Origin of the sequence: Streptomyces caelestis (genome assembly GCF_001279005.1) — a bacterium.
GTDB classification, from domain to species: domain Bacteria; phylum Actinomycetota; class Actinomycetes; order Streptomycetales; family Streptomycetaceae; genus Streptomyces; species Streptomyces heliomycini.
The window spans coordinates 123,569-141,870 of the sequence record NZ_LGCN01000051.1; the positions used below are offsets into that span (position 1 = coordinate 123,569).

General features: G+C 71.1%; 6 protein-coding genes. 1 reads left to right on the top strand and 5 read right to left on the bottom strand.

Annotated elements, in window-relative coordinates:
• Nucleotides 1-3: 3 nt before the first annotated feature.
• The 4 genes from ADK41_RS05760 to ADK41_RS41565 all read right to left on the bottom strand — a co-directional run bounded on the left by ADK41_RS05760 (nt 4) and on the right by ADK41_RS41565 (nt 12,813).
• Nucleotides 4-1,059: an MDR family NADP-dependent oxidoreductase gene (locus ADK41_RS05760; RefSeq protein WP_030833523.1), complete on the bottom strand. Its 1,056-nt coding sequence runs from the start codon at nt 1,057-1,059 to the stop codon at nt 4-6.
• Complete coding sequence (locus ADK41_RS05765) at nt 1,056-2,738, bottom strand: phytoene desaturase family protein (protein ID WP_078662122.1); 1,683 nt, start codon at nt 2,736-2,738, stop codon at nt 1,056-1,058. The genes ADK41_RS05760 and ADK41_RS05765 overlap by 4 nt, the downstream gene beginning before the upstream one ends.
• Before the next feature lie 34 nt (nt 2,739-2,772).
• Complete coding sequence (locus tag ADK41_RS05770) at nt 2,773-12,273, bottom strand: non-ribosomal peptide synthetase/type I polyketide synthase (protein ID WP_078662121.1); 9,501 nt, start codon at nt 12,271-12,273, stop codon at nt 2,773-2,775.
• Nucleotides 12,274-12,654: 381 nt separating this feature from the next.
• Complete coding sequence (locus ADK41_RS41565) at nt 12,655-12,813, bottom strand: hypothetical protein (RefSeq protein WP_158717706.1); 159 nt, start codon at nt 12,811-12,813, stop codon at nt 12,655-12,657.
• 1,124 nt (nt 12,814-13,937) lie between these two features.
• Here ADK41_RS41565 and ggt point away from each other — a divergent pair.
• Nucleotides 13,938-15,746, top strand: coding sequence for a gamma-glutamyltransferase (gene ggt, locus ADK41_RS05775; RefSeq protein WP_030833531.1), 1,809 nt, complete (start codon nt 13,938-13,940; stop codon nt 15,744-15,746).
• Nucleotides 15,747-15,773: 27 nt separating this feature from the next.
• Here ggt and ADK41_RS05780 read toward each other — a convergent pair whose 3' ends face one another.
• On the bottom strand, nt 15,774-18,302 hold the full coding sequence (locus ADK41_RS05780; protein ID WP_030833534.1) for an ATP-dependent Clp protease ATP-binding subunit: 2,529 nt from the start codon (nt 18,300-18,302) through the stop codon (nt 15,774-15,776).

Genomic DNA, 18,302 nt, shown 5'->3' on the forward strand with positions numbered 1-18,302 from the left:
TGGTCACAAGCGCACCAGGAGCTTGCCACGGTTGGCGGCCGGGTCCGTGAACAGGCTGTGGTAGGTCCCGGGGATGGCGTCGAATCCGTGCCGTACGGTCTCGTGGTGGGCGATCTCGCCGCGCCGGACCATACCGCCGAGGTCGTCGTGGAGCGCGTCGAGGGTCTGGTCGTCGTACCACTCCTCCGCGAAGATCCCGCGGACGGTCGTGCGGGGGAACATGATGTACGGGAGCAGGCGGGGGCCCGTGTGGTCGCCCGCGATCTGTGTCGCCCACTGCCAGCAGACGGCGACCTGACTGCCGATGTTCAGCAGGGAGAACACCGCGTCGGTGATCGCCCCACCCAGATTGTCGAAGTACTTGTCGATGCCTCGAGGTGCCGCCGCTCGCAGTGCCTCGCGTGCTTCACCGGGGTCGTCGCCCTGTCGGTAGTGGACGACGTCGTCGAAGCCCAGGGCGGTCAGATGCCGGGCTTTCTCCGGTGAGCTGGTGGTGCCGATCACGCGCGCGCCGGCTCGTTTGGCGAGCTGGCCGGCCAGTGATCCGACGGAGCCGGTCGCGCCGCTGACCACGAACGTGTCACCCGGCTCGATGGTGAAGAACTTGGTCAGCGTGCCCCAGGCCGTCAGTCCCGGCGGACCCATGACGCCGAGCGCCGTCGACAGCGGCAGCGCCTCGTCGTAGCGCCGTGGATCCAGCCGCCGGAAGGCGGGGAAGGGGACGGGGAAAGCACCGTGCTCCCACTGCCATCCCGCACCGGTGCCGATCACATGGCTGCGCCAGCCGCCGTAGCCCTGCACCAGGTCGCCTGCCGAGAAGGCGGCCCGCGGGCCGGCCGAGACGACGCGCAGGATGCTGTGCGCGACCATGTGCTCGCCGAGGGGCGTTTCGAGGGCCAGTCCCTGCAGGTAGGGGTCGAGCGACACGTAGAGGGTCTCGAAGAGCATTTCGTCGTCCGCGAGTGAGACGTCCACCTCCTCGATCACCTTCTCGTAGATCCGGTCGACGTCCGGCACGCCCGGAACGTGTTCGCGCACGATCCACTTCTCGATCTTCATTCGCATTCCTTGGCCTCGGGGGTGGTGCCGTCGGGGGCCGGGGGCCAGCCGACCGGGATGACGATCTGGGTGGGCGGTGGCTGGGTCCGGTCGATGCCGGCGGTGAACTCCACGCCGTCGTCGCGGCAGATGAACTGGGTGACGTGACGGCCCGCCGCCGCGGCCCGGATGAGCCCGCCGATCGTGGACCAGGTGCCGGAGAGATAGAAGTCCTTCAGCCCCGGAGCCACCGGACCGTTCCTGTTCACTTCCTTCTCCAGCCTTTCCGCGCCGTCCATGAACGGAAGCCAGCCGGCGATGGTCCCGTTGTGGTTGCCGGTGTAGCGGACCTGGGTGAGCGGGGTGCCGGTGTCGCGCGCCACGACCGACTCCGCCAGCCCGGGGAACCGGCGGTCCAGGAACTCCGTGACGGCCCGCTGAACCTGCCGCTTGGCGGCGTAGTACGCGGGGCCGCGGCGCACCGCCAGCGTGTGCAGTTCCTCCCCCTTGTGTACGCGGCTGTGCTGTTCCGGTCCGTCGGTCAGCTCCCGCCAGACGCCTGTGTCGGAGAAGTAGGTGACGAAGACGACGCTGGTGCCGCGCGGCGAGAGCTCCGGGTAGTGGGCACTGCGGAACTGCACGTTCATGCTGGGGTGCCCCATGCCGGCGAACGAGGCCGCCTCCTTCTCGTCGAGCAGGTATGTCGTACAGGGCTCACCTTGCGGGAAGGAGCGGTCCAGGCCCAGGAAGACGCTCACGTAACCGGGGTAGAGCATCCCCGGCTCGTCGATGGTCCTCGTGTAGAGCCGCTCGTACGTCGTGTTGAGGTACCGGCCCTTGAGGAGCTCCAGCATCGTGGTGCGGCCGTCGCAGGCGGAGACCACGATGTCGGCCCGGAACTCCCTCCCGTCGCTCAGCCGGACGCCCACGGCCCTGTCGTCCTCGACCAGCACCTCGTCGACCTTGGCGTTGTAGGTGATCTCGCCGCCGAGCCGCCGGTAGCGTTCCTCGACCGACCTCGCCAGTCCGAGTGAACCCCCTTCGGGCACGCCCGCCGTGCCGTTGGCGTGCGACGCCAGCTGGAAGTAGAAGGGGAGGACCGGGAACGCGGGGTGGTACTCGTAGAGGATGTGGTTGAAGGCGTCGCGCAGCAGCGGGTCGGAGAACCTCGCGGCGTAGTCCGTCATCAGGGTCGTGATCGACTTCCGGATGACGTTGAAGTACGGGACGAACGCCGCGAGCGTGCGCCAGCGTTCCCACCGGCCCATCAGCCCCGCCGGTTTGAGGAAGGGGTAGGCCGCCATGCACGCCTTGAACTTCCGCAGGCCCGCGCAGAACTCCCTGATCGGCTTGGCGTCGGCGGGGGAGAGGCCGAGCAGGTGCCCTTCGAGACGGTTCGGATCGGAGTAGAAGTACACCGCCCGGCCGTCGGGGGCGCGTACGACGTTGAAGACGTCGAAGTTGCGCATCTGTTTGCCCTGCAACGCGCCGAGCTCCAGCCAGATCTGGTGCATCTCGTCGCCGGGGCCCGAGCCGAGCAGCCAGCTGACGCACCAGTCGAAGGTGAAGTCTCCCTTGTCCCAGGCGGTGCAGCAGCCGCCCGGCAGCTCGTGCATCTCGAAGACTTGGGTCCGGTAGCCGTTCATCTGCGCGTAGCAGCCCGTGGACAGGCCGCCGAGACCTCCGCCGATGATGATCATCGTGTGACGTCGGCCCGACCGGGCGGATGCCTTCTCACGCCCCATGCGTCTCACCTCCCGTCGCCGCGCCCGACGCGCCGACGCGGCCCTGGGCCGGGGTGCGGTTCAAGACCGCGCGGACCAGACCGGCGTTGTGCTCCAGGTGTCCCGGATCGAGCATGTCGGCGTGCTCGCCGGAGCCGGGCAGCACCTCGGTGGGACCGGTGGAGCTGCCGTGCCAGGAGCCGGGCTCCCCGGCGGCGTAGAGGGCGGCCTTGTGTTCGTCGGAGATCACGGTGACGGCGGCACGTACCGTGCCGAGGTTGGGCGTGCGGGCGCAGAAGCCGATGTAGTCCCTGGCCTGGGCGAGGGTCTCCTGGGCCAGCTCCTCGGAACCGGTGTGCTTGCGCAGGTGCTCGCGCAGCTCGCGCTCGAACTCTTCGAGGTGCTCGTCACCGACGGTGTGGGCGGCGGTGACACGGTACGAGTCGAGGACGACGACGTCGCGTACCTCGCGTCCGCGGTGCTCCAGCTCCTTGGCGACCTCGAAGGCGAGGTTGCCGCCGAGCGAGTAACCGAGCAGCTCGCAGTGGCCCTGTGGCTGGAGGGACTCGATCAGGTCCGCGTAACGGGCCGTCTTGTCGTCACCGGTGAGGTAATTGAAGGCCACGAGCTCGTACCCCGGCAGGTGAGCGGCGAGGAGTCGGTAGACCAGCCCGTGGCCGCCGGCAGGCGGGAAGCAGAAGGCGACGGGGCCGGCATCGGGGTTGAACCGCAGCCAGGGCTGCGCGCCGGGGAGCCGGCCGGTGATGATGTGCTCCACCGTCCTGGCCATGCCCTGCAAGGTGGTCACCCGGAAGAGGTGACTGACCGGGATGGCCAGGTTGAACTCGTCCTGCAGGTGGTGGATCAGCTCGATCAGTTTGACGGAGCTGCCGCCAGACTCGAAGAAGTCGTGCTGGAGACCGACCCGCTCGACGCCCAGGACGGCTCTCCAGTGGTCGGCCATCCGGGTCTCATAGAGCGTTACGGGCGGGTCGTACGGGGTGTCGTCGGGGGCGCGCCGGGGCGCGGGCAGCGCTGCGAGGTCGACTTTGCCGCTGGAGGTGAGGGACAGCTCGGGCAGTTCGGTGAAGGAGGCCGGGATCAGATGCGTCGGCAGGTGCTCGGCGAGGTGACGGCGCAGCCGGCGCCAGTCCAGTTCCGCACCGGGTGCTGCCACGCCGTACGCGCACAGTACGTTCTCGCCGCGCCCGTCGGGCCGCAGGGTGACGACCACCTGGGCCAGCGCCGGCCATTGGGAGAGGCGGGACTCGACTTCGCCGAGCTCGACCCGGTGGCCGCGCACCTTCACCTGGGCGTCGGCGCGGCCGAGGAGGTGGACGCACCCCTCGCTGTCCCACCGCGCGAGGTCGCCGGTCCGGTACAGGCGAAGGGGCCGGGCATCGGACCCGCGGCCGACGGTGCGGGTGATGAAGCGGTGCGCGGTCTGCTCGTGGTCGTGGAGGTAGCCGGTGGCGACGCCCGTACCGCCGATCCACAGTTCGCCCGTGACACCGGGCGGTACCGGCTGGCCGTGCTCGTCGACGATGTACAGCTCGGTGCCGGGAAACGGCCGGCCGATGGGCACGGTCCGGCTCGGTTCCAAGCCGTCCGTGGGTCCCTCGAAGTACGTGCTGTCGATGGTGGCCTCGGTAAGACCGTAGGAGTTGACCAGGCGTGTTCCCGGGCCGCACAGGGCGCGCAGCCGGTCGTACTCCTCGACCTTCCAGGAGTCGGAGCCCACGATCAGCAGCCGCATGAAGTCCAGCCGGCTGCCGCCGTGCTCGCAGTGGGCCATCAGCCCCCGGACGACGGAGGGCACGAATTCCGCGCAGTCGACACCTTCCTGGCGCATGACGGCGTACAGTCGCGCGGTGTTGAACAGCACCTCACGCCCGACGAGCACCAGGGTGCCGCCGGAGCACAGGGCGCGCACCAGGTCGCCGGTGAAGACGTCGAAGGACGGGCTCGCCATCTGCAGGTGCACGGCGACATCACGGTCGAGGCGGTACTCCGTGCGCCAGGCTTCGTAGGCTGAGGCGAGATTGCGGTGGCTGACCAGTACCGCCTTGGGCCGGCCCGTGGAGCCGGAGGTGTGGATGACGTAGGCCGGTGCGTCCATGCCGACATCGGGTTCGGCCACGTCCGGGCCGGACGCGCCGGGCGAGGACCCCGTGGTCAGATCGTCCAGGGTGAGCACCCGGCACGGCAGGCCCGTGAACCGTTCGCCCCCGGCGGCGTCGACGACGGCCTGCCCGGCACCGGTGTGCGCGATGAGGGACGCCAGCCGGTCCTGCGGGTCGCGCGGGTCCAGCGGCAGGTACGCGGCACCGGCCCTCAGCACCGCCAGCAGGGTCACGATCAGCTCGGGCGACTTGTCCAGGCAGACGGCCACCACCGCACCGTCCTCCACGCCCAGCTCGCGCAGCCGCCGGGCACGGGCGCGACTGCGGAGGTCCAGTTCCCCGTAGGTCATCCGCAGGCCGGCGCCGTCCTCGGCGGGAGCGGAGACGGCGACGGACCCGGGCCGCTCGGCGGCGATTCGGCTGATGAGCCGGTGCACGGGCACGTCGGGTGCGACGGTCTGCCGCCCCGCCCCGCTCCAGCCGTCGACGAGACGCTCGCGCTCCCGGGCCCCGAGCATCTCCAGCCGGAGGGCGGGCTCCGCGGGAGTCGCGCGGGTCAGCGCGTCGAGCAGGTTGGTGTAGTGGGCGGCCATCCGCCGCATCGTCCCGGGAAGGAACAGGTCGGTGTTGTACTTGAAGACACAGTGGAACCGATGGTCGGACTCGTCTTCGTACACCGACAGTGTGAGGTCGAACTGGCCTTCCTCCTCGGGCAGTTCGATGTACTCCAGGCGGTAGCCGTACTTCTCGGTGGCCACCTTGTGGGTGAGGAGGATGAACATCGCCTGGAAGACCGCGGACCGGCTCGGGTCGTGTTTCAGGCCCAGTTCCTCGACCAGGAGCACGAACGGGTACTCCTGGTGGTCCAGGCCCCCGAGCACGACGTCGCGGACCCGGACGAGGAGCTCGGCGACGGTCGGCCGGCCGGCCAGGTCGAGGTGGAGAGGCAGCGGGTTGACGAAGTAGCCGTAGACCTTGGCGAACTGCTCATGGGTACGGCCCGTCACCGGACTGCCGACGATGATGTCGTCCTGTCCGGAGTAGTGGTGGAGCAACAGGTAGTAGGCGCTGATGAGCACCATGAACACGGTGACGTCGTGTTCCCGGGCCAGGGCGTGGACTCGGGCGCTCAGGTCGCCGTCGAGGACGAAGAACTCCGACGCGCCGTTGTGGGTCTGGACGGGCGGACGAGGCCGGTCCGTCGGCAGACCGAGGGCCGGGATGTCGGTCGGCAGGTGCGCCTTCCAGTAGTCGAGCATCCGCCGGGCATCGCGGCCGGCGAGGAACTGGTTCTGCCAGTTGAGGAAGTCGACGTAACGGGCGGGGACAGGAGGCAGCTGGGGCGTACGGCGTCGGCGCAGCGCCTCGTAGACCGCGAGAAGCTCCTCGATGAAGGTGAACGTGGAGATCGCGTCGGAGATGATGTGGTGGACGGCCTTCATCAGCACCCAGCGGTCCGGGGCGCGTCGGAAGAGGCGCAGCCGGACCAGCGGGTCGTGTGCGAGGTCGTACGGCTTGCGGTACTCGCTGACGATCAGCGCGTGAATGTCCTCCCACGGCCGGTCCTGGACGTCGAAGAGCGCGACGTCCGTCCGGGATGCGGAGTCTTCGGCGGGAGCGACCTTCTGCACCGGCCGGCCCCGGTCATGGATGAAGTTGGCCCGGAGGCAGGGATGCCGTTCGATCAGGACACGGAACGCCTCGAACATCGGCTCGGGATCGACCTCGGTGCGGATCTCGACAGCGCCGCCGATGTTGTAGGCGAAGCCGTCGGGGTTGAGCTGCTTGAGGAACCACAGGGCCTTCTGGTTCTGGGTCAGTGGGTGCTGCCGCTCGGTGTCGAAGACCTCGACCGCGGCCGTGGTCCCGGCCTCGTCCGGGCCCGCGGCGACCAGCTCCGTGAGTTCCTCGTGGACACGGTTGACCAGGTCGCCGACGGGGGTGTTGCCGAGCAGGGCGACGACCGGGAGCGTGACGCCCAGGTCGGCCTGGACCCGTGAGCGCAGTTCCATCGCCAGCAGGGAGTCCAGACCGAGCGCGCCCAGCCCGGTGGCGGGATCGACCTGTTCGGCCGGCATCCGCAGCACACCGGCGATGACATGGGTGAAACGGTCGGTGAGGAGGGCCTCACGGGCGTCAGGGTCCGCGGCGCGGAAGACGGACCGGAAGGTGTCGGGAGTACTGCCGTTCCCGGCCGCCGGTGCGTCGGCCTTGTCCGCTGCCGAGGCCAGGTCGGCGACCAGGGGCGGCGGCTGCGGATACCAGGCGAGGAAGACCGGCCAGTCCACGACGGTGGCGACAAGCAACTGGGCTCGGTCCTGGCCGATGACGCGTTCGAGGACGGCCATGCCCGCGTCGGGGGAGAGCGAGCTCATCCCCCGGCGGGTGCGGTAGTGCTCGACCAGACCCAGCTCCTCGATCATGCCTGTGGCCCAGGGACCCCAGTCGATACTGAGGGCGGGCAGGCCGCGGGCACGGCGGTGGTGGGCGAGTGCGTCGAGGAAGGCGTTGCCCGCGGCGTAGTTGGTCTGGCCCGCGGTGGTCAGCAGCGAGGCGATCGACGAGAAGAGGACGAAGTGGTCGAGCGGCTCGTCCTGGAGATGACGGTGGAGGAGGTACGCGCCGAGGACCTTCGGGGTGTACACGGTGTCGAAAGCCGTCCGGTCCATCTCCGGCAGGAGGGTGTCGCGAACCTGGCCCGCGAGGTGGAACACACCGCGGATCGGCGGTGACTGACACCGCCGGTAGTCGGCGAGCCACGTGGTGAGGGCGGTCTCGTCACCGATGTCGAGTGGGGCGAGGACCGGCTGGGCGCCGAGTGCCTCCAGTTCCTTGAGGAAGCGGATACGGTCACCGGCGGCGGAGTCCGGAGCGACGGCGTGCCACTGGTCACGGGCGGGCGGTGCGGTACGGCCGACGAGGATCAGACGGCGGGCGCCGCGGGCGACGAGCCGACGGCACAACAGCCTGCCGAGCGCGCCGAACGCACCGGTCACCAGGTACGCGCCGTCGGGGCGAAGCCGTGGCGGCAGCGGGCGGGGCAGGCCGGAGACCGGGGCGAGGCGGCTGGTGAGACGACGACCGTCGCGCAGCGCGATCTCGTGCTCGCCGTCGGCCGCGGTCACCTGCCGTAGCAGAGCCTCGGCCTCCGTGACGCGGGCCGTGATGCCGTCACCGGCGTGAGGATCGAGGTCGATGAGTGTGCCGTGGTGGTCGGGAAGCTCCTGCTGCCCCAGCACGCGGCCGATGCCCCAGGCCGGCGCGGACAACGGCTCGGCCGGATCGCCCGGGACGACGGCCTGGCAGCCACGGGTGACGATGTGCAGCCTGCTGCCCGGCTGGTGGGCCGGCAGCGCGCGGGCGAGTGCGACCAGCGAGTAGCCTGCGAGGTCGGCGCGCTCACGGACATCGGCCGCCGTGCGGGTCGCGTCCATCGGCGGAAGATCCAGACTCCACAGGTGGACGACGTGGTCGTACGGGGCCGAACCGTCCGCGCGCAGCTCGGTGAGAAGCCGCTCCAGGTCGGCGGTGGAGCCCGGTACGGTCGTCGACTCATGCCGCTCGGGGGCCATGCGGTAGGCCGGGCCCGGCCGCACCAGGTGGCAGCGGCCACCGCGAGCGGCGATCCGAGTCGCCAGTTCGTCGGCGACCCCCTGTCCGTCGGCGAAGACGAGCCAGTTTCCCCCGAAGGCCGCGGACGCGTCAGCGGTGTCCGGGGCGTACGGGGTCTCGGTCCAGACGATGTCGGCCAACCAGGAGTCGATGGTGCCCAGGCTCACGGCGGCGGAGGCCCGCTCGATGTCGGCGGCGCGGAAACCGGTGACACGGCCGAGCGGGTGGCCGTCGTCGGCGTGCACCGCGATGTCGCCGGTGAGTTCACCGTGCGCGTCGTCGGTAAGGACGGCGTACGCCCACAGCGGCTGATTCCCCACGGCGTCGAGGTCCACCTCCCCGATCGACAGCGGCAGCCGGATACCGGTGCCGCTCACCTCCTCACCGCCCTGGCCCCCGAGGAGCTGAGGTGTCAGCAGCGTCTGGAAGCAGGAGTCCAGCACGGCCGGGTGCACATGGTGGCGGGCGGCGTCGTCGCCGATCGGCTCGGGCGGCCGGATACGGGCGAGCGCCTCACCGGGCCCGATCCACACCTCTTCGATGCCCTGGAACGCCGGTCCGTAGTGGTAGCCGAGGCCGGCCAGCGCTTCGTAACAGGCGGCGCCGCTCAGTCGGCGTGTACTGCGGCTCCGGACCGAGTCGACATCCAAGGGGAGGAAACGCCGGTGATGTCCGCGCTGGGCGGAGCGCACGGTGCCGTGGGCGTGCACGGTCCGCTCACCGGTGTCACCCCGGGAGGCGGTGGCGATGGTGAATGCCGCGTCCTCGCCGCGGAAGGAGAGCTGCACCGGTGCCGTTCCTCCGGTGGAGCCCTCCGGCCCGGCGGGCAGGAACAGCGCCTTGCGCAGTTCGATGTCGGCGAGGACGGCATCGCCTCCGGTCATCGTCCGGACGGCCTGCGTCGCCATCTCCACGTAGCCGGCCGCCGGGAAAACCACGCTGCCCTGGATCCGGTGGTCCTCCAGATAGGGCTGGGACTCGACGTCGATCCTGGCCTCCCAGGTCGGCTCGGCGGTGTCGAGACGGCGGCCCAGCAACGGGTGGTCCAGCCGGCCGAGGCGAACCCGTTCAACCGGTTCGGGCTCGGTCCAGTACCGCTCCCGCTTCCAGGGGTAGCGGGGCAAGGGCACCGGTTTGCCGGTGGGGTGCACGGCCGCCCAGTCGATGTCGACACCGATGTTGTGCAGAGCGGCCAGGGAGAGAGCGAAGCGCTCTCGCTCGTCCTCCTGGCGGCGGATCGACGGCATGGTCCGGGACTCGCGCCCCCGTGCGGCGAGAGTCTCGTTGATCGCGTGTGCGAGGACCGGATGGGGCCCGATCTCCAGGAAGACGCCGTGGCCGTCATCGGCCAGCCGGTCGACGGCGTCGGTGAACCGCACACTGTCACGGACGTTGCGCCACCAGTACGCGGCGTCGAGTTCCGGTCCCTTCGCATACCGGCCCGCCCATGCCCCGCCCGCGGTCAGGCAGAGCGGAATCCGTGCCTGACCGGGGCGGAGACCGGCGAGCGAGGAGAGCAGATCTTCCTTGATGGCGTCCATGCGCGAACTGTGGTACGGCACCCGTACGGCGAGGAACTTGGCGAAGACCCCCTCCTCCTTCAGCCCGTCGGCGATCTCGGACAGGGCCTGCTCGTCCCCGGCCAGGGTGAGTGCCGTCGGACTGTTGACGGCGGCCACCGACACGCGGCCGGTGTGGGGGCGTACCCGGCGCAGGGCTTCCGCTTCCGGCAGACCCACCGCCAGCATGGTTCCGGTGCCCACCAGTTTCTGCTGGAGCCGACTGCGGTGGACCGCGATCGCGGCTGCGTCCCGCAGGCTGTAGACACCGGCTTCGTAGAACGCCGCGATCTCACCGGTGCTGTGCCCGACGACGGCGTCCGGTCGCACGCCGTAACTGCGCCACAGAGCCGCGAGGCCCACCTGCACCGCGAAGTTGGCGGGCTGGGCCAGCCAGGTCTCGCTCATCCGGGAGCCGGCCTCGTCGGCGGCCAGCTCCTCCACCAGCGACCAGGCGGTGAACTCACTCATCGCGCGGTCACACGCCTCGACCGCTTCCCGGTAGACCGGTTCGGTCTCGAAGAGCTGCCGCCCCATGCCCCACCACTGCGGGCCCATGCCGGTGAAGACCCAGACCAGCCGCCGGTCCTGCGCAGGCAGTCGTCGGTCCAGCAGCACGCGAGGGTGGGCCTCACCGCGTAGTGAAGCGTCGAGGGCTTCCTTCAGTGAGGCAGGAGAGTCGTAGACCACCGACAGCCTCGCTTCGAGGTGCTGACGGCGGTGGGCCAGGGTGTGGGCGAGGTCGGGCAGGGAGGGCGCCGGGCCGTGTGCGCCGGACAGTTCCCGCCGGATGTTCTCGGCGACCTCGGTGAGCAGGGCGGGATCGCGTGCGGTCAGGGGCAGGATGGCAGGGCCCGAGCGCGCACGGCGCTGCCGCGGTAGGCCGGCCGTTCCGTCCGCCGGGGCGGCTTCGAGCAGGACATGAGCGTTGGTTCCGCCGAAACCGAAGGAGTTGACGCCCGCCCGCGCCGGACCCTCATGGTCGGGCCAGGGAACCGCACGGGTCGGGATCTCGTACGGCAGCGATGCCAGGTCGATCGCGGGGTTGATCTCGTCGAGGTTGATGTGGGGCGGGACGGTTCGGTGCTTGAGGCTCAGCACCGTCTTGATGAGCCCGGCGACGCCCGCGGCCGACTCGCAGTGCCCGATGTTGGCCTTGACCGAGCCCACGTAGCACCGGGCGCCGGGCGTGCGCCCGATGGACAACGCGCGGCCCAGTGCACCCGCCTCGATGGGATCGCCGACCGGGGTGGAGGTGCCGTGGGCCTCGACGTACTGCAGGCCACCGGGCGTGATGCCCGCCTCGGCGCAGACCTGCTCGACGAGCGAGACCTGGGCATCGGCGTTGGGGACGGTGATGCCGTCGGTACGCCCGTCCTGGTTGACTCCGCTGCCGATGATCACCGCGTGCACGGGGTCGCCGTCGCGCAGGGCGTCGTCCAGCGGCTTGAGGGCGATCACACCGACGCCTTCCGCGCGGACGTAGCCGTTGGCCGAGGCGTCGAAGGTGCGTGACCGGCCATCGGGCGAGAGGAAGCCGCCCTTGGTCTCGGCGATGGTGTACTGCGGGGCGCTGTGCAGAAGCACCCCGCCGGCCAGTGCCAGCTTGCTCTCACCGCGGCTCAGGCTCTGGCACGCCAGGTGGACGGCCACCAAGGAGGAACTGCACGCGGTGTCGAGAGAGATGCTGGGACCGCGGAAGTCGAAGCAGTACGAGATGCGGTTCGACACCATCGTCATCATGGTGCCGGTCGCGGTGTGGGCGGTGAGCGTTTCGAAACCGAGGTCGGCGAATTGGAGGATCTTGTAGTCGAGGGTGAAGGCGCCCACGAAGACACCGACGTTCTGGCCCGCGAGTTCCGCCGGTTTCTGTCCGCCGTCCTCCAGCGCCTCCCAGGCCACCTCCAACAGCTTGCGCTGCTGCGGGTCCATATGGGCGGCCTCGCGCGGACTGATACCGAAGAAGGCCGGATCGAACTCGTCGAAGCCGTCGATGTATCCGCCGCGCCCGCCGACCAGCCGGCCGGGCCTGGCCTGGTCCTGGCTGGCGAGTGTCGTGATGTCGTACCGGTCGGGCGGCGTCGGGACGATGCAGTCCTTGCCGTGCAACAGGTTCTGCCAGAAGGTCCGGTAGTCGGATGCTCCACCGGGCAACCGGCAGCCCATTCCGATGATCGCGACCTTGTCTCGCGTGGCAACGCGCTGTAACTCCGACATAGGCATTCCTTGAAGTGGCAATGACGGGGAGTCGTCGGTCGACGGGGGACGGCCGGCACGCGGTGTCACCGCACCTGGGCGTGGCGGAAGTACAGCCTCACGGAGTGCGAGGTCACCTCGATCAGGTGCCGGTGATCTCGGTACGACAGCGACACGCTCCCCACGGACGACTACCCCGCGACCGCTCGCGGTGGGGCGGAGGCGGATGAGAACTCTTTCGCCGGCCCCTTTGCCGGGGTGGCCGACTACAGGCGGCTGAAGGGCCGGTGGCTCAGGGGCGACTCGCTGGGAGTGCCCAGGATGACGACCTGGTCAGGTTGTCGTCGGTGCGTAGCAGTGCCTGAAGCCGGACAGCCGTCCACGACGGCTCCAGGAGCTTCGTCACCCGGGCGACCTGCGCCGGCTCCCGTGGATGAGGAGGTTCTCCTGGTGGTTCATGCCGAAGCCGTAGGGCGCCAGGTGGCCGCCGGCGGCGGAGCCGACCATGCGCCAAGAGCGCCGCGCCAGTGGCCGGCAGGGGAGGAATTGCTTGTTCCGCAAGGGTGTTCTCCTTGTGAGAGGGGGTGGCGTTTCCGCGGTACCGGCCCGCGGGGATCCGCAGCCGCACCGGCCGCCCGGGCACGGACCGCGGGCAGTGCCACGGCAACCCGCCGTCACCGTGATCGCCGGTGAGTCGCCCGAAGGGGACGGAGGCCGGGAGCGGCCATGAGGTGTGCTGCTTGATGCCGTCGGACCGTCGGCAGATGGCCCTGCCCGGCCGGCGACTTACGGTGCGTTCTGCGAACAGAGCCGAATCTCATGAGTGGGCCGGCCCGGTCCGCGTCTGATGGGGTGTCACCACCATGCAGCGTCACGCACGGCAATCGCAACAGCGCCATGAGTAACCATTCGTGTGGGTGAGACATCGCTGCCAGAGCACGCGACTCCGCTTCTGCGAAACCTCGGCACGCCGGTGCGAAGAGGCACGACGACGGCCTCGCTCCGCGCCCGACAGCCCAAGAGCCCGCCCCCGCGCCGGTGGTATGCGACCTGTACGAAGTCGCGCCCTCGTGCGCCCCGACCGGCGAGTCACCCGACAAGACATCCGTTGTGACGTCTTCGTGCGGAGCGACGGTCCGCACGGCGCGGGTCCAGGGCGCGGCCGTACCGAGGCCACTACGTGCGCAACGGTCGCCTCACCGGCGCCGAGCCCGGCCCGGAGCGTGGCGTGTGGCCCATCGAAGCCACAGCGGTCCGCTCGCGACCTCCCCTTGGACCGAATTCCGCCCAGCTACGCCTCGGCGCCGGGCGTGCGGTTCAGTCATGCGGGCAGGGGCGCCCAGAACGCGGGCGGCTCGGCCGTATGGGCTACGGCGGGTGACGAGGCTGTGCAGCCCTGCCGTCGGCATGGGTGACAGTCGGCTGGTCCGGCGGGCGCGCTGCTCGGTGGCTTCCAGCGCGGCGCTGAGGCCGGCGGTCACCACGCCCAGAACGATGTCGCGCACGTCGTCGGTCATGGGCGCGCATGCCAGCGGGCCCGCACAAACCCGTGTTCGAGGAGCGGGCCACCACAGCCCTCAGGGCCCCAGGGCCACCGAACGGCGGGGCGGCACGCCCCTCGGCCTTCCTGACGGGAGCCCGGTGACGAACTAGGCTGCGCGGACAGCCGTTCACCGGAGGTACGGATGCGTCGTCCCGTCGCACGGAATCTCGCACTCCTGGCGGCCGGTGCCGCCCTGCTGTCGGTGGGGGCGGCCCCGCCGACCACCCGGCACGAGGCGCCCGCCCGGCACACGCCCAAGGCGCCGGTGGCCGTCGGCCACGGCGGCGCGGTCTCCAGCGTCGACGCCGACGCCTCGGCCGCCGGGATCGAGGTCCTGAGGAAGGGCGGCAACGCCGTCGACGCGGCCGTCGCCACGGCCGCCGCGCTCGGCGTCACCGAGCCCTACTCGGCCGGCGTCGGCGGAGGCGGCTACTTCGTCTACTACGACGCCCGCTCCCGCACCGTGCACACCCTCGACGGCCGCGAGACGGCCCCGCTCACCGCCGGCTCCGGACTGTTCCTGGAGAACGGCGAGCCGATCCCGTTCGCCGAAGTCGTCAGCAGCGGACTGGGGGTCGGCGCCCCCGGCACGCCCGCCACCTGGCAGCGCGCGCTCGACGCATGGGGCCGGCGCGGCCTGAGCACGGTCCTGAAACCCGCCGAACGCCTCGCCCGCGACGGCTTCACGGTCGACGAGACCTTCCGCGCGCAGACCGCCGCCAACGAGACCCGCTTCCGCCACTTCCCCGACACTGCCGAGCTGTTCCTGCCGGGCGGCGAACTCCCGGCCGTCGGCTCCACCTTCAAGAACCCCGACCTGGCCCGCACCTACAAGGAGCTGCGCCGCGAGGGCGTCGACGCCCTGTACCGGGGCGACATCGGCCGGGACATCGTCGACACGGTCGGCAAGCCGCCGGTGGACCCGGACTCCGGCTGGAACGCCCGCCCCGGCGAACTGTCCGAACGCGACCTCGCCGCCTACCGCGTCACGTCCCCGCCGCCCACGAAGACTTCCTACCGGGGCCTGGACGTCTACTCCATCGCGCCCTCCTCCTCCGGCGGCACCACCGTCGGCGAGGCGCTCAACATCCTGGAGCGCACCGACCTCTCCGGCGCGAGCGACGTCCGGTACCTGCACCGCCTCATCGAGGCGAGCCGCATCGCGTTCGCGGACCGGGGGCGCTGGGTCGGCGACCCCGCCTTCGAGGACGTGCCGGCGAAGGAACTGCTCTCCCAGCGGTTCGCCGACTCGCGCGCGTGTCTCATCGAGGACGACGCCGTCCTCACCAGCCCCCTCGCCCCCGGCGACCCCCGGGACCCCGGGCCCTGCGCGACGGGCGGCGAGGCCGCCCCGACGACGTACGAGGGCGAGAACACCACGCATCTCACCACCGCCGACCGGTGGGGCAACGTCGTCGCCTACACCCTCACCATCGAACAGACCGGCGGCAGCGGCATCACCGTGCCCGGCCGCGGGTTCCTGCTCAACAACGAGCTGACGGACTTCTCCTTCACCCCCGCGAACCCGGCCGTCCACGACCCGAACCTGCCCGGCCCCGGCAAGCGGCCCCGGTCGTCCATCTCGCCGACGATCGTGCTCGACCGGCACGACCGGCCCGTGGTGGCGCTCGGCTCGCCCGGCGGCTCGACCATCATCACCACCGTGCTGCAGACCCTGACCGGCTTCCTCGACCGCGGACTGCCCCTGGTCGACGCCATCGCCGCGCCCCGCGCCAGCCAGCGCAACACGGAGCGGACGGACCTCGAACCCGGCCTGTACGACGGTGGGACCAGGCAGCGCCTGGAGGCCATCGGGCACTCCTTCCGGGAGAACCCGGAGATCGGCGCGGCCACGGCCGTCCAGCGGCTGCCGGACGGCCGGTGGCTCGCGGCGGCCGAGAAGGTCCGCAGGGGCGGCGGCTCGGCGATGGTGGTCCGTCCGACGCGCTAGACACGCGGAGGGGGCCGCCTCCCCCGCTCACCCCTCGGGCGCCGGGGTCTCCCGCTCCCGCGTACGGAACGTCAGGCGCCCGTCCTCCGTGTCCACCGTCACCCGGCCGCCCTGCCGGACCCGGCCGTCCAGGAGCAGCCGGGACAGCTGGTTGTCGACCTCCCGCTGGATGGTGCGGCGCAGCGGCCGGGCGCCGTACTCCGGCTGGTACCCGCGCCCGGCCAGCCAGTCCACGGCGGCATCGGTGAAGTCGGCCGTGATGCCCTGGCCCTCCAGCCGGCGCCGGGTGCTCTCCAGCAGCAGGTCGGTGATCCGCCGCAGCTCCTCGGCGGTCAGCTGGCGGAACACGACGATCTCGTCGATCCGGTTGAGGAACTCGGGCCGGAAGTGCTCCCGCAGCGGCCGCAGGACCTGCTCGCGCCGCGCCTCCTCGTCCGCGCCACCGGACGCGAACCCCAGGGTCGCGCCGCGCCGGGTGATCGCCTCGGAACCGAGATTGCTGGTCATCACGATCACGGTGTTGGTGAAGTCCACCGTCCGGCCCTGCGAGTCGGTCAGCCGGCCGTCGTCGAGGACCTGGAGCAGGACGTTGAAGACGTCCGGATGCGCCTTCTCCACCTCGTCGAGCAGCAGCAGCGAGTACGGGTGCCGCCGCACCACCTCGGTGAGCTGCCCGGCCTCCTCGTGCCCCACGTAGCCGGGCGGGGCGCCCACCAGCCTGCTGACCGTGTGCCGCTCCTGGTACTCGCTCATGTCGAGCCGCACCATCCGGTCCTCGCTGCCGAACAACGCCTCGGCGAGCGCCCGCGCCAGCTCCGTCTTGCCGACGCCCGTCGGCCCGAGGAACAGGAAGCTGCCGATCGGCCGGTCGGGGCTGGCGAGCCCCGCGCGGGAGCGCAGCACCGCGTCCGACACGACGCGCACCGCCTCCTCCTGGCCGACGACCCGCTGGTGCAGGTGCTGTTCCAGACCCAGCAGCCGGTCCTTCTCCTCCTCGGTGAGGCGGCTGACCGGGATGCCCGTCTGCCGGGCCACCACCTCGGCGATCGCCTCGGCGTCCACCCACAGGCTCTGCCCCTCGTCGACCTCGTCGCCGCCGCCGGTGTCCGCGATCCGCTGCTTCAGCTCCACGATGCGGTCCCGCAACTGGGTGGCCCGCTCGTACTGCTCGTCGGCGACCGCCTGGTCCTTGTCGCAGGTCAGCTGCTCGACCTCGCGCTCCAGGGCCCGTACGTCCGTGCCCTTGGTCCGGGCCCGCAGCCGCACCCGCGCGCCGGCCTGGTCGATCAGGTCGATGGCCTTGTCCGGCAGCCGGCGGTCGCTCAGGTAGCGGTCGGACAGCTCCACGGCCGCCACCAGCGCCTCGTCGGTGTAGCGGACCTGGTGGTGGGCCTCGTACCGGTCCCGCAGGCCGCGCAGGATCTCGATCGCGTCCGCGGGCGTCGGCTCCGGCACCATGATCGGCTGGAAGCGGCGGGCCAGCGCCGCGTCCTTCTCGATCCGGCGGTACTCCTCCAGCGTGGTCGCGCCCACGATGTGCAGCTCGCCGCGGGCGAGGGCCGGCTTGAGGATGTTGCCGGCGTCCATCGAGCCGCCCTCGCCCCCGCCCCCGGCGCCGACGACGGTGTGCAGCTCGTCGATGAAGATGATCAGCCGGTCGGAGTGGGAGCGGATCTCCTCGACGATGTTGTTCATCCGCTCCTCGAAGTCGCCCCGGTAGCGGGTCCCGGCGACGACCGCCGTCAGGTCCAGGGCGACCACGCGCCGTCCGAGGAGGACGTCGGGCACGTCGCCCTCGGCGATCCGCTGGGCCAGCCCCTCCACGACGGCGGTCTTGCCGACGCCCGCGTCGCCGATCAGCACCGGGTTGTTCTTGCCGCGCCGGGAGAGCACCTCGACGGTCTGTTCGATCTCGTCGTCGCGCCCGATCACCGGGTCGACACGGCCCTCGCGGGCGAACTCGGTGAGGTCACGGCCGTACTTGTCGAGGGTCGGCGTGCCGGTCGCGGGGCGGGGGCGTTCGGTGCGGGCGGGCGGGGCCTCCGACGCCTCCGGGGGGCCGGAGGGGGCGTACCTGGCCGCGTTGAGGATGTGGCCGGCGGCCGAGTCGGGGTTGGCGGCGAGGGCGCTGAGCACGTGTTCGGGGCCGATGTAGCCGGCGCCGCTCGTCCGGGCCATCTCGTGTGCGTCCAGCAGGGCCCGTTTGACGGCGGGGGTCAGGGACAGCGAGGTCGGCGGCGGGGCCTCGCCCGGGCCGTGCTGGACCGGGCCGGACCGGTCGTCGATCTGGGACGCCAGGGAGTCGGGGTCCGCACCGGACCGGCTGAGCAGGCTCCGGGTCGGCTCGGCGGAGAGGGCGGCGCGCAGCAGGTGCTGGGTGTCCAGGTCACGGCTGCCGTGCTCGGCGGCGTACTGGGCGGCGCCGCGCACCAGTTCCCGGGCGGGCTGGCTGAGGAGTCGGCCGATGTCGATCTGGCGAGGGCGTTGTCCGCCGAAGAAGCGGGCGAGGAATTCCGCGAAGGGGTCGCCCTCCGGGCCGATGAAACCACTCGTCAT

What these genes read in the sequence shown, in the direction of transcription:
- ADK41_RS05760 (WP_030833523.1), bottom strand. Translation starts at nt 1,059, where the DNA reads ATGAAGATCGAGAAGTGGATCGTGCGCGAACACGTTCCGGGCGTGCCG.
- ADK41_RS05765 (WP_078662122.1), bottom strand. Translation starts at nt 2,738, where the DNA reads ATGATCATCATCGGCGGAGGTCTCGGCGGCCTGTCCACGGGCTGCTAC.
- ADK41_RS05770 (WP_078662121.1), bottom strand. Translation starts at nt 12,273, where the DNA reads ATGTCGGAGTTACAGCGCGTTGCCACGCGAGACAAGGTCGCGATCATC.
- ggt (WP_030833531.1), top strand. Translation starts at nt 13,938, where the DNA reads ATGCGTCGTCCCGTCGCACGGAATCTCGCACTCCTGGCGGCCGGTGCC.
- ADK41_RS05780 (WP_030833534.1), bottom strand. Translation starts at nt 18,302, where the DNA reads ATGACGAGTGGTTTCATCGGCCCGGAGGGCGACCCCTTCGCGGAATTC.